The organism is Streptomyces sp. NPDC097617 (assembly GCF_044761485.1).
Taxonomy (GTDB): Bacteria; Actinomycetota; Actinomycetes; order Streptomycetales; family Streptomycetaceae; genus Streptomyces.
On record NZ_JBIWCL010000030.1, the window covers coordinates 1 to 12871 of the forward strand.

A 12871-nucleotide genomic window follows, 5' to 3' on the forward strand; every position below is an offset into this window, starting at 1 on the left:
CCTGCGGAAACGATGGTTCGACGACTGCTGGCCCGGATCGACGGCGACGCACTGGACCTGGCGGTCGGCCGCTGGCTCGCCGACCGCCGCAACCGCACAACGCCCGCAACGCGGACCGCCCGCTCGCCCTGCTCGGGCTCAAGTAATCATAAAACGGACGCCCATTGACTTCGCCGAAGCCCTGGCCCGACGCATGACCAGAAGTCAGCTGCACGACCCGAACGGGGCAGGCAGCTGCCGGACGACTCCAACCGGGCCGGCCGAGTCAGGCCGCTGGGCCAGGTCTTCCCGCAGGTGTTCGATCTCCAGATGCTGGGCGGCGATGCGGGACAGCGCCAGCTGCTTGAACGCGGTGAGCTTCTCGATCTCGGCGTCCCGGTCCTCGACTCGCTGCTTCAGCTCGGCGTTGATGACCTTCAGACGCTCGATCTGGGCCGCCCTCGGGTCGGGCAGCGTTCCGGCGTCCTGCAGGGCTTTCAGGCGCCGTTCGAACTCCTCCGCGAGGTGCTGGTAGGGGCCGGGCCGGGCGGTACCGTCGCGGTCCTTCTTGGCATAGAACGCGGTGCGGGTGACGCTGGCCTCGATGGCCAGGGTCTTGAGGTCGCACCGGCCGCCGGGCGGCACCTCGCCGCGCAGGAGCCGGTCCATGGCCGCCCGGATAGCTTCCTCGTTGCGGACCCGGGTCTCCTCGGTGATCCGTCCCATGTCAGGCCGCCGTTCCGAACGCGCTGTCGATCTCGGACAGGACCCGCAGGTCGCGTTCCAGCTCGCCCTTCAGCCGGTCCTTCTCGCTCTTCTGGCCGCGGCCGATGGTGGCGATGAACACCTTCTTGGTCTCGGCGCTGGAAGCCCACACCGACCGGTGGCAGGGGTGGTGGGTTGCCTGCGGGCACCGCGAGGAGTCGCACATCCCGGCCAGGGGCTTCTTCGCGCCCGGGGTGCCGGCCAGCTTCAGGCACAGGGCCTTGGACGGGTCGACGAACCAGCAGTAGTTCGCCGTCGCCAAGTGCAGGGTCGCCGCCCGCCTGGACAGCAGGTTGACCACCTCCTGATCGCCAACCTTGACGTTCACCGTGGAACCCGCCATCTCCTCAAGCCGGCCGTCGACGTGGGTGAAGAACTCCACCAGCTCCCGAGCGCCGGGCCCGGCCGGCATGATCCCCTGCTGGAAATCGCGGAACACCGCCAGTGTGAGATCCTTGTTGCGGCCCTGTTCCTCCTCGGCCATCTCCGCGAGGAACTTGCCCTGGGCCCCGCCGGGCAGAGCCGCATAACCCTCGGTCGTGGCCACCGACACATGCTTGAGATGGATCTTGGCGGCGAGCAACCCGCCCGGCCGGTGGGCCAGTTCAACGGCCAGGGTCCTTCGCAGTATACGCAGGTTCACCAGGTTCTCGGGGATCGGCGCCAGGCCCAGCCGCCGTCCCTCGGGGCCGTTGGCCCAGTCGCGGAAGTTCTTGAAGCGGACCTTGAAGGCGACGCGCCCGTACAAGTGGCTCTGGCCGTGGTCCTCGCCGAGCAGGGCCGCGGACATGACCGCCGCGTCGTGGGGCTCCTGAACGGTGACCCACTCCTCGCGCCTGCCGCCTCGCGGCTGACCCTTGATCAGGCGACTCGCCAGGGTGTAGCGCACCCGGCCGGGTCCGGTCTCGAAGGGGGGAAGCGCGCAGTCGACGGGCAGTTCCATCAGCTCACTCGCCCTCATGCCCGTGACCCCCGCGATCACCAGCAGGCAGGCGGTGCGGACCTTCTCGATGAGGAAGTCCATATCCTGGGCGCGGGTGAGCGGAAGGGTCCACGGGACCTCGCCGGCCCCGTCGGCACGCTGCACCAGGCCGGCGTCCACACCCCAGCCGGCCTGGATGCCCACGGTGGCCAGGGTCTGCTCGACCAGCCTGCGTAGCGGTTTGATGTAGTTGGGGCGGAACATCCGGATGCCTGCCTCCTTGGCAATGGCGTTCAGGTTGACCCGCAGCAGCGGGTCGCTGGCCGACCAGCCGCGGGCCAGGCGGGTGTTGATTCGGAATTCCGGCAGGACCTCCAGGGGGGTGCCGCAGGAGATGTGTTCGTTCAGGACACCGGTCAGGCGCTGGTGCCAGTTGTGGGCATTGCCGGTGGCGTGCACGTCCTTGGCCATGGAGCGCGGCGGCAGGGCGAGGAGTTGGGGGCCCAGAGTCTCGATGACGTACAGGGCGGCGGCCAGGATCGGCTTCAGGACGCTCTGGTTCAGCGTCGGGGTCTTGTTCTTCTTGGTGACGACCTTGCCGACGATGCTGTGGGCGCTCCTGGCGTTCCACGGGATGAACCCGGGGCGGTAGGCGTCGGCGGTGAACAGCTCAGTGTAGAAGGCAGGTTCCATGATGGCCTGGACGGCGTCGGTCCGGGTTCCGTCGCTGCTGGGGCGCACGACGACGCCGTCCTCGTCCCGGATGTCCTGGCACCGCTGGTAGTAGGAGTCGCAGTGCTGCTGGGTCACCCCCTGGAGGGAGGAGACCAGGTGCTCGTCCAGCCAGTTCAGCCAGCTGGTCAGGCCCAGGAGCCGCTGGTAGCAGGTCATCAGGCCCAGTGGTGTGCGGAAGGCGTGGGCGAGTTCGCGCACGCCATCGTGCCAGGGGGCGAGGCGGGCGAAGAAGAACTCCTTGGCTGTCAGCCGCCAGCGAGGGTTGCGGATGCCGGTGAAGTCCAGGCGCTTGGCGTAGTCGGGGTGCTGCTGGGACAGGCCCTCGACGTCGATGAAGTACCAGATGTCGTCGTCGAAGAGGCTTCGCCGGGACAGCTTGGGCAGCGGGAGCCTGGCGGCTTCGCAGACGTCGGCGCCCGTGAAGGGGCTGGTCCGCTCGCCGGTCCAGGGGGAGATGCGCTGGGCCGTGGTGGTCACCGCACGGTCCTTTCTTCCGCTCGCAGCGGCAGTTCGTCGTCGGTGTCGCCGACCTGGGCGGCGGCCTCGGCCAGGGCCTCGGGGCTGAAATGGACGCCGGGGGTGAGGATGGCGTCCAGGCGCTGGGAGTAGAAGCCGAACAGGGGCATGAACTCGGCCGCGGGCATCTGCTGCCACATCGCGGAGAAGAACGCCCGCAGCCGCAGCAGGTTCGGCAGGTGCCGGGGGGTGAACAGGGCCAGCGGGCAGGCCAGGCACACCCAGGGCCGGGCAGGGCAGGGCTTGCCCTTGGGGCCGTGCAGGCCCGACAGCTGATCGCCGCACGAGGCGCTGAACACGTCCCGCTGCCCGCCAACGAGTTCGGCCAGCACCTCGTCGATCAGCTCCAGCGCGGCCACTTGCGCGGGGTAGTCGCGCACCAGCGCGGCCACCGACTCCTGCGTCAGCACCATCGGCGGCTGTGCACGCCGCATCATGTCCATCTGTGCGTCGGCGATGACGTCGTTGACCATCTCGCGCTGGGCATTGGTGCCCAGGGTGAGGTAGTTGTCACCCTCGATCGCCGGACTGCGGTTCGGGTCGAGGGTGGAGCGACGGCTGCCCTTCCAGTGGCGCCGCTCGCGCATCGCGCCATGGGTGGTGCGGATCCGGTGGCGATGCAGCCACAGCTCGCCGCCCTTGTCGTCGAGTAGTCCGGCCCTGCGGACCCAGAACTTGAGGAGTCCCGGGTCCTCCGGGTTCGTGATCCAGCCCTTGGCAATGTCCGAGTAGCGCACCCAGAGCTCGTCCTTGAGGTGGTCGGGCGCGAAGCGCCGGCCCGGTGCGGAGTGCTCCAGCCACTGCTGCAGCAGACGACTGGCGCGGGGGGACAGGACCAGGTTCTCCGGCGCGGTGCGGCCCTTGACGTAGTCGAGCAGGATCGTCGAATCGCCGGCCCGGTCCACATCGCTCAGCCCCAGGTCCGCCAGGCCGTCCGGCACGATCCCGGTGTAGATGCCCAGCAGCAGTCGGTAGGCGATCACCGTTGAGGTATTCGGGAACACCACGGCGGTGTCCCTGGCGATGGCGTACGGGAACTGCTTCTCTCGCAGGCCGGACGGGTGGTCCGGGCGCCACCTGACGACGGGAGCGGCCTTGGCCGGGCCCCAATTGGCCATCGCCCAGCGGACGTTGTCCACGCCCCAGCCGCCCGCGTGCGGGTCCTGGCCCCGCTCCCCCGCCGCCATCGCCGCTTTGAACTGCTGGAAGTCCCGCTTGACGACCTGCTTGCACGCCTCGGTCAGCCGGGCCCACTCGCCCTCGATGTAGGGCGAGAGCGGGGTGCGGTCGCGCTGGTGCGCAATGGTGTAGCTCCGGCCGTCGACCAGGGCCCGCACATCCGGTTTCAACAGGCCGTGGGCATCGTCCCAGCGCCGCAGCATCGCCCGCGTCTCGTACTCGTTGACCGGATGCCCGGCGCCCAGCCAGAACTGGGAGAGCCGTCCGCGAGTCAGGGCTGCGGCGGAGCCGTAGAACCCGGCCTCCGCCAGCTTGTTACACATGTGCCGGATCGCCGTCGTGTACCCCTGGACGCTGCCCATGGCGTCCAGGTCGCCGTGCGGCTTGACGAGATCCGCCAGGCCCAGGAGCAGATCCCCTGCCAGCTTGATGTTTGGGGAGTTGCTGATGCGCACGGTGCACGAGGTGCCATCGGTGAACCGCGCGAAGATGGTGGGAGGATCGTCGTGGATCACGCTCGCGGGCATCAGGCGAACACCTCGTCCAATCGTCGGCGAACTCCCCGTCCGCCTCGCTATCCGACGCCGCGTCCAGCAGCCCGGCCTCCAAGCCGCTCCGCTGATAGAGCTCGCGGAAGATACGGGTCGTATCAAGCCGGTGCAGGTACTTTTCCGTGGTGATCGAACTCTCGTGTCCCAACAGGTCGCGCAGGACCATGATCGGTTCGGTCGTGCGCAGGTACAGCCCGAGCGCCGCGTTCTCGTCGGTGTCCTTCACCAGCCGGGCCGCCTGCTCGTAGTAGCCCCTGACCAGGCGTTTCATGGTTGCCATGGCCATCGTGTGGCGAAGCCGGTGGGGCCAAACATGCGGGAACCGGGGCTCGTAGCGCTCCCGCAGGCGGTCCGCCGCGCGTTCGAACACCTTGGACCACTCGGTGAACGGCCGGCCCGGACCCCACACCGACAGCAGCATCGAGCCGCCGTCCGGGCCGACCAGGCGCCGACGGTGCGAAGGCTTCATCGACGCCCATGTGGTGCGGACACCGTTGACCCGGCCGCCGACCGCGTCGGCCTCCGTCACAATCAGTGGCTCGCCCCAGCGGGCTGGCGGCATCCAGGTCGAATCCCGTACCGCCAGCGCGCGCTCAAACTCCAGATAGTTATGCACTTCCGCCAGTGCGTCGTAACTCACCCACGACTCACGGAACTTGCTGCCTTTGGCGATCCCCTCCGGGACCGGCAGTACCACCGGGACCTCACTGCGAACGCGGGGCAGCGCTGGGATCTCGACGGCAAGCATGTAGGAGAACTCCTGCAGGCGCAGCCCCGACGACAGCACAAACCTGCCCACCGACGCGTTCCGGGCAATCTCCCGGCCCCGGTAGCCCGACTCCTGCCTGCCGTCGGGCTCCAGCCGCTCCAGCCCCTTCGTGAACAGGTCGGCGAAGTCCTCCTGCAGGTACTTGACCGTCACGTGCTCCTTGGCCTGACGCCGCCTGGCCTGGTTGACCCTGATCTTGACCGACTGGTCCTTGAACAGGTGCTGGGCCTCCTTGTAGGTGAACGGCACTGCGGTCGCGTAGCCCTCTCTGACCGCCCAGTCGTAGAAGCCGCTCAGGATCGTCATGGTCTGGTTCCAAGTCGACGCCGCGAAAAGGGCTTTCACCGGACCGGACGAGCGGTGGACCGCGTAGGTGCCGAGTACCTGCTTCAGGCGGACTCTGGTGTCGAACAGGCACACGCCGTGCAGCGCGGCGAACTCCTTCCACTCACGCACCGCGCGGATGTAGGTCGGCCAGGAGTTGGCCGCCGGGACCCCTGACGTAGGCAGCCCGCACGCCCACCGGTTCACCGCGACGGTCTCCCTGGCGCCGCGGGCATCCTCGAGGAGCAGGTCATCATCGAACAGAAGTGGCATCCCCTCAGGGATCGCCGGCTTGAACTCAAGCCCCCTGGATTCCCACCCCGAGGGTGAATAGAACGCTTGTTCCATGCGCGAGAGCCTACCTAACCGACACGCTGCTACCAAGCACACAAACCCCCGCCAGGGCCCGCCCTTGATGCTCTATCCGACACTGCAAGTAAGTCGAAACAACCGACGACATGGGCCTCGGCAAGACCGTCCTGATGGACCACATAGCGGCAGAGACCGAGCGGGTGCTGGGCCCCGAACACCCCGACACCCTCACCGCCCGGGGCAACCTCGCGGGCGCGTACGGACAGGCGGGCCGTATTGACGACGCCATCACCAGCGAAACACAGAACGTGAAGGATCTTGAGCGGGTGCTGGGCCCCGAACACCCCGACACCCTCACCGCCCGCGCCAACCTCGCTGCCTCCTACCAGCGGGCCGGCCGCGTCGCCGAAGCCGTCGTGCTCCTGGCGCAGGTGGTGTCCGACCGGCAGCGGGTGCTGGGCCCCAGGCATCCGGCTACCGTCAGCGCCCAGGGCGGTCTCGAGATCATGAACGCGTTCGTGAGGGGAAGGGGCCGGGTCACGAACGGGCCCTGACCGTGGATGGCAGGGCGGGAGCCTCAGCACCTCTGACGGCCCCCGCTCGATCAGCCCGCAGTGCACGTGAGCCCGTGATGGCCGTTTGGACGTGGGCAGCTCATGTCCGTAGCGCTGGTGCATCCGGAAGGTGGACTCCCGGACGTCGAGCGTGGCCTGGAGCGGGGACGGGGACGGGGACGGGGAAGGGGACACGGTCAGCACGGGACAGGCCGCGTGCGCGAGGAGGTAGCGGGCCGCCGAAGGGCGGAGCAGTCGGCAGAGCGGTCCGCACGGACCCGAGCCCACCACGAGCAGGTGGTCCGGGTCACGCCGGCCGCCACTCGCACCGCAACCGACTGCACTCCTACCCGGCAAGGAGCAACGAGGCAGTGGCCGAGGGCCCGTTCCTCGCTCCGTGGGCCGACGGACTGCAGACTCGCCTCACCCCCGTCCTCGACGCAGAGCGTCGGGCCGTCGCGGCACTCGTCCAGCCGGCCCGTCCACCGGACGCCGCTGCCGTACGCATCCTGCCCACGCCCCGCCGGCGCCCCGTGGCAGCTGATGGCCGTCAAGGCACCCGCCCCGCCCAGCGAGCCCGGAACGCGACCCCCTCACCCTGGGGGAGGCACCAGTCATCGCCACCTACCAGGTGGCCTTGATGAACCCGAAGGGGGAACGAGCCTCCGGCCACAGCCTCGGTGACGCAGCGGGCTCGGGAGAACTCGCGGGATGTCGCACGAACCTGCGGTGCCGTCGGTACGGCCGAAGGGTCTGAACCAGTACCGGGAATCAGGCCGCGGCGAGCTCCTGCTCGCGGTCCGGCGTCGTGAGCTTGGGCTTCTTGTTCGGCAGCGAGAGCCGGAAGACCTTGTGCCATGCGGAGTACACCTGCTTGGGCAGCGGCCCGGTGACGTAACTCAGCTCGTACTTCTCGAACAAGGCGCGCACCTTCACCGCGACCTCGGCGTACCGGTTGCTCGGCAGGTCCGGGAACAGGTGGTGCTCGATCTGGTGCGACAGGTTTCCGGTCATGAAGTGCATGGCCTTGCTGCCGCTGATGTTCGCCGAGCCCATCATCTGGCGGAGGTACCACTGGCCGCGCGTCTCGCCCTTGATCGACCGGCGCTCGAAGACCTGCACGCCCTCGGGGAAGTGCCCGCACATGATGACCGAGTGGGTCCAGATGTTGCGGACCAGGTTCGCGGTGAACGTGGCGGCGAGCGTGGTGAGGAACGACGGGCCCGACAGGAGCGGGTGGATCACGTAGTCCTTGAGCACCTGCTTGCGGATCTTGCGGCCCACGGCCCTGGCCCGCGCGCGGAACTCCGGGTTCTTGCGGCGGCGCTTGTGCAGGTTCTTGCCGAGTTCCAGGTCGTAGGCGGCGATGCCGTACTCGAAGAAGCAGGCGTTGATGAAGTTCCACAGCGGCTGGCCGAGGTGGAACGGGTGCCACTTCTGGTCCTCGTCGACGCGCATGATGCCGTAGCCGAGGTCGTTGTCCTTGCCGATCACGTTGGTGTACGTGTGGTGCAGCTCGTTGTGCGAGTGCTTCCACTGCTCGGCCGGCGAGACGTGGTCCCAGTCCCAGGTGGTGGAGTGGATCTTCGGGTCCCGCATCCAGTCCCACTGGCCGTGCAGGATGTTGTGGCCGATCTCCATGTTGTCCATGATCTTCGCCACGGACAGGCCGGCGGTGCCGATCAGCCACGCGGGCGGGAAGATCGAGAACAGCAGGACGCCCCTGCTGACCAGCTCGAGTTTGCGCTGCGCCGAGATGACCTTGCGGATGTAGGCGGCGTCCTTCTCGCCGCGGTCGGCGATCACCTCGTCGCGGATCGCGTCCAGCTCGCGGCCGAGCTCCTCGATCTGCTCCGCGGTCAGGTGGGCGGTGGGGTCGATGGCGGTCAAGGTGCTCCTACCGTTCGATGTCGCAGGGGCCCGCCGCGGCGGACACACAGGTCTGGATGAGGACGCCCGGCTCGGCCTCGGTGATCTCGCCGGTGCGCAGGTCGCGGACGGCACCCGCCGTGAGCGGTGTGACGCAGCCAAAGCAGATGCCCATGCGGCACCCGGACGGCATGAGCACGCCGGCCTCCTCGCCGACTTCCAGCAACGGCGTGGCGCCGTCCGCGTCGACGGTCTTGCCGGTGGCGGCGAACGTGACCTCGCCACCGTCGCCGGCGACGACGATGCTGGGGCGGAAGCGTTCGGTGTGCAGGCGCTCCGGGACGCCGTGCTCGGTCCAGTGGTCCTCGGCGGCGTCGAGCAGGCCCGCGGGCCCGCACGCCCAGGTCTCGCGCTCGGCCCAGTCGGGGACGAGTTCGCCGAGACGGGCGATGTCGAGCAGGCCGTCCGTGTCGGTGTGCAGCTCGGTGAGACGCAGCTTCTTGTACGCGACCAGGTCGTGCAGGTCGCCCCGGAAGATCACGTCGTGCGGCTGTGGCGCGGAGTGGACCATGACGGCGTCGTCGAACTCGGTGTCGCGCAGCATGCCCATCACCGGCGTGATGCCGCTGCCGGCCGTCAGGTAGAGCACCTTGGCGGGCTTGGCCTCCGGCAGCACGAAGTCACCGGTCGCCTGGTCGAGCTGGATCAGCGTGCCCGGTTGCACCCGGTGGACCAGGTGATTGCTGACCTTGCCGTCCGGGATCGCCTTCACGGTGATCGTGATCCGGCCGTCCCTGCGGTGTGTCGGCGAGGTGACCGAGTAGGCACGCCACAGGCGCACCCCGTCGACGTCGACCCCGATCCTTACGTACTGACCGGCTGTGTGGCCGCGCCAGCCCCGTCCCGGCCTGATCACGATGGTCGCGGCGTCACCCGTCTCGGGGTGCACGGCCTCGATGCGCCCCCGCAGGTCGCCTCCCGCACGCAGCGGGCTGACCAGGTCGAGGTAGTCCGACGGCAGCAGCGGCGTCGTGACCATCTCCAGCAGTTTCCATGCCCTACTGCGGAGGGCTGCACTCGTCATGACCCCAGCTTGATGTGCTTCAGGGGGTAAAGTCCTGTCCGCAGGACGTGAATCTGATCGGTTGAATTGTTCGCAGGGAACAAAGACGTGAGCCATGCAATGCGGAGGGCCAGCGAACTGGTCCTGGACGAGACGACGGTCACCGCGCTTCGGGCCGCGCTGAGGACCACCGCCGACGAGGTCGTCCAGGCGATCATCGACGAGGTCCCGCCCTACGCCAACGCCCTTTCGGGCCGGATGGGCGCCACCATCCGCCGAGCCGTCCGCACCGCCCTGGGCCTCTACCTCGACCTCGCGAGCGGGAACGCCACGGGCGGCGACGCCGGCGAAGCGGCCTACGAGCTGGGCCGCGGCGAGGTCCGCGACGGCCGTTCCATGGACGCCCTGCTCAGCGCCTACCGGGTCGGCGCCCGCGTGGCCTGGCGAGGCCTGGCCGCAGGTGCCGTACCCGCAGGTCTGCCCGCCGCCCAGGTCGCCAAGTTCGCCGAGCTGACCTTCGCCTACATCGACGAGCTCTCCGCCGCGAGTGCCGCGGGCCACGCCGACGAACTGGCCGCGCGGGGCCGGGCCCACGAGCGTCACCTGGAACAACTGGCCCGCGACCTCCTCTCCGGCGCGAGCCCGGACGCGCTCCTTGCCGCTGCCGGGCGGGCCGGGTGGCAGCCGCCGGTTTCGCTGACCGCAGTCCTGCTGCCCGCCGCCCAGGCCCGGCCGGCCTACCGCGCGCTCGACCCGGGCACCCTTGTCCTCGACGATCTGCCGGACGCCTCCGGCGTCCTGCTCGTCCCCGATGCCGACCGAGCGCATCTCCTGAGGAAGCTGTCCGACCGCACCGCCGTGGTCGGCCCGGCCCGGCCGTGGACGCGTGCGGCCGCCTCGTACGCACGAGCCGTACGCGCGCGCTCCCTCTCCTGCGACATCCGCGACACCGAGGAGCACCTGCCCGAGCTGGTGCTGAGCGCCGACGCGGACGCGTTCGCCGACCTGCGCGCCCGCGCCCTCGCACCGCTCTGGACCTTGCCGGCCACGACCGCGCGGCGGCTCGAGGAGACGTTGCGGGCGTGGCTGCTGCACCAGGGCAGGCGGGACGAGGTGGCGGCGGCGTTGTTCGTCCATCCCCAGACCGTCCGGTACCGGATGTCGCAGCTGCGGGAGCTGTTTCCGGATCTCGGGTCGCCGCACCGGGTTCTCGAACTGACGCTGGCGGTCGGTCTCCGGGTGGGATGACGTGTTCTTCGACCGTCCACGACCGCGTCCTCGAACGGTCCACCTGGCCCAGTTCCGGGCGATCCCCCGCGGCCGGCTCACCCGGCCGCTCCCCCGCTGGCCGCCCCCTACTCTGCGGACTGCGACGAACTGGGCGCCGTATCGTCACGCCGGACCGTAATCGGCAGATGAGCGAGTGCCTGTCCCTCGCCGGTCGGGGGCAGCAGGACGATGCTCAGCTCGGCCGCGACCACCTCGTCCTCAGCCCCTCCGGGTGGCAGGTCCAGGAGCAGGTGGTAGTCGCGTGACTCACTGTCGCGAACGTCGATGGGGTACTCGCTGGTTCCCGGGCCGGCCATGAGTCCGTGGCCGGTGAGATCCTCCACGGACGGTGTCACCTGCTTCACGAAGCCCACCTGGCCGCCGTTCGGCACCGCGATCCGCAGGGCAAGGTTGCGGACGTGGGCCTGCCGGGTCCCGGCGATGAGCGAGGTGAGTTCCCGGGCGAGGTCCGATGTGGGCGACGAGGGAGCCATGGCGATGTCCATGCTGCCGGGCAGCGCCGTGGTGATGGACCTGAGCTGGGCCACCTCCCAGTCAGGGCCCACGCCCCGGGCATGGCAGGAGAAGCGGCCGGCGCACGAGGCGAGCGCGGAGGCCAGCTCTTCGGGGCCCTCTGCCTCGGCTTTCAGGTCCGTCAGCAGGATCGCCGTGCGCGCGGCGCCGGAGTGGGCGGCCATCAGTCGGTCGGCGAGCCGCAGCCACCGGCCGAAGGCGGCCGCCCCGATCGGTTCCAGCCGGGCCAGCGCGGCGTGCGCCTCGGCCTTGGTCGTCGCGTTCGCCCGGACGAGCCGCATGGTGTCGGGGTAGAGCATCCGGGCGTACTCCGAGCCCGCCACAACGGCGAAGGAGACGCTTTCGTCCAGGCTGTCCACGGCCGCACCGACCGCGTCCTTGACCGCATGGAATTTCATATCGGAAAGCTCGCCGGACAGCCCGAGCAGGAAGACCAGGGCCCGCGGCGCCGCGGCCATCAGCTCGTCGGGGGCCGCGCCCGCGGCCGCCACTGTCGCGAGCACATGGACCTGGGACGCCTCGGGGCCGAGGAACTCGTTGTAGAACGGCTCGATCGTGAACCCGGATATGGCCGGGGCCGGGGCTGGGGCTGGGCGTCCGGTGTACGCGTACCGGGGGTCCCGTACAGGGGAGTCCGAGGACCCGGAGAACGCCTGATGCCCGGGGACCACCTTGCCGGACGTCCCTGGAGAAAGGCTTCTGAGCCGGTCTGCGACAGCCCCCGCGTAGGCGGGGCGGTCATCGGGACTCTTGGCGAGCAGAACCGATACGAACCGGTCGACATCCTCGGAAACACCTGGCCGCAATGAGGCCAGGCGCGGGGGCTCCGTGTGGATGTGGTCCATCATCACGACACGGAAGTCACCCTCGCGCGCGAACGGCGGCCTTCCAGTGAGGAGCGCGAACAGCACGCAGCCCAAGGCGTAGATGTCGGCCCGCCCGTCGACCCGCTGCCCCAGACACTGCTCCGGGGCCATGTAGTCGGGCGTGCCCATGAGGCTGCCCTCCCGGGTGAGGCCGGAGTCCGCCTGCACGAATCCAGCGATCCCGAAGTCGCAGACCTTCACCCGGCCGCCGGAGACCAGCATGAGATTGGCGGGCTTGATGTCGCGGTGGACGATGTCCGCCTGATGCGCGTACGAGAGTGCGTCGGCGGCTTGCGCGGCCAGATCCACCGCCTGCTGCGCGGGCAGCCCGCCCGGCTTCTCCAGGAGCAACTCGCCCAGGCTCCGCCCGTCGAGCAGCTCCATGACCAGGTGAAGCCGCCCGTCCTGGGCACCGCTGTCGAAGACCTGAGTGATACCCGGGTGCCCCAGCCGCGCGGTGACCTGGGCCTCTCGGTGGAAACGGTCCACGACGTGGCCGTCGGCGAGATGCGGGGCGAGGAACTTGATCGCGACCCGGCGATGCAGACGGAGATCATGGGCACGCCAGACCTCGCCCATCCCGCCTCGGCCGAGCAGTGCCTCCAGCCGGAACCGGCCCCCGATGTACATCCCCGCAAAGATCACGGCCCCCCGCATTTCCGCG

At 69.4% G+C, this 12871-nt stretch carries 8 protein-coding genes; 2 read left to right on the forward strand and 6 right to left on the reverse strand.

Translation table 11 applies throughout. The annotated features are described in order from the left end of the window. Window positions 1-204 precede the first annotated feature (204 nt). The 3 genes from ACIQZO_RS34140 to ACIQZO_RS34150 form a co-directional block, all read right to left on the reverse strand. Window positions 205-705: a hypothetical protein gene (locus tag ACIQZO_RS34140; RefSeq protein ID WP_403633964.1), complete on the reverse strand. Its 501-nt coding sequence runs from the start codon at window positions 703-705 to the stop codon at window positions 205-207. Window position 706: 1 nt separating this feature from the next. Next, window positions 707-2878 carry a site-specific integrase gene (locus ACIQZO_RS34145; RefSeq protein WP_403633967.1) on the reverse strand — a complete coding sequence of 724 codons (2172 nt, stop codon included), beginning with the start codon at window positions 2876-2878 and terminating at the stop codon, window positions 707-709. 1533 nt (window positions 2879-4411) lie between these two features. After that, the gene (locus ACIQZO_RS34150) at window positions 4412-6088 is read right to left on the reverse strand and encodes a site-specific integrase (protein WP_403633969.1); all 1677 of its coding nucleotides are present in this window, start codon (window positions 6086-6088) and stop codon (window positions 4412-4414) included. Window positions 6089-6198: 110 nt separating this feature from the next. Between ACIQZO_RS34150 and ACIQZO_RS34155 the strand changes: the two genes are divergently transcribed. After that, window positions 6199-6606, forward strand: coding sequence for a tetratricopeptide repeat protein (locus ACIQZO_RS34155; protein ID WP_403633971.1), 408 nt, complete (start codon window positions 6199-6201; stop codon window positions 6604-6606). A gap of 771 nt (window positions 6607-7377) precedes the next feature. On the opposite strand, the gene ACIQZO_RS34160 is transcribed toward ACIQZO_RS34155, so the two are convergent. Together ACIQZO_RS34160 and ACIQZO_RS34165 are read right to left on the reverse strand one after the other, a co-directional pair. Continuing rightward, window positions 7378-8496: a fatty acid desaturase family protein gene (locus ACIQZO_RS34160; protein ID WP_403633973.1), complete on the reverse strand. Its 1119-nt coding sequence runs from the start codon at window positions 8494-8496 to the stop codon at window positions 7378-7380. A gap of 7 nt (window positions 8497-8503) precedes the next feature. Next, entirely contained in the window at window positions 8504-9559 is a 1056-nt protein-coding gene (locus ACIQZO_RS34165; protein ID WP_403633976.1) for a ferredoxin reductase, read from the reverse strand. A gap of 87 nt (window positions 9560-9646) precedes the next feature. Between ACIQZO_RS34165 and ACIQZO_RS34170 the strand changes: the two genes are divergently transcribed. Then, on the forward strand, window positions 9647-10786 hold the full coding sequence (locus tag ACIQZO_RS34170) for a helix-turn-helix domain-containing protein (protein ID WP_403633979.1): 1140 nt from the start codon (window positions 9647-9649) through the stop codon (window positions 10784-10786). A 107-nt stretch (window positions 10787-10893) separates the two neighbouring features. Here the strand turns inward: ACIQZO_RS34170 and ACIQZO_RS34175 are convergent, their stop codons facing one another. Further along, window positions 10894-12837, reverse strand: a complete 1944-nt coding sequence (locus ACIQZO_RS34175) for a protein kinase (RefSeq protein WP_403633982.1) — start codon at window positions 12835-12837, stop codon at window positions 10894-10896. Between the last annotated feature and the right edge of the window lie 34 nt (window positions 12838-12871).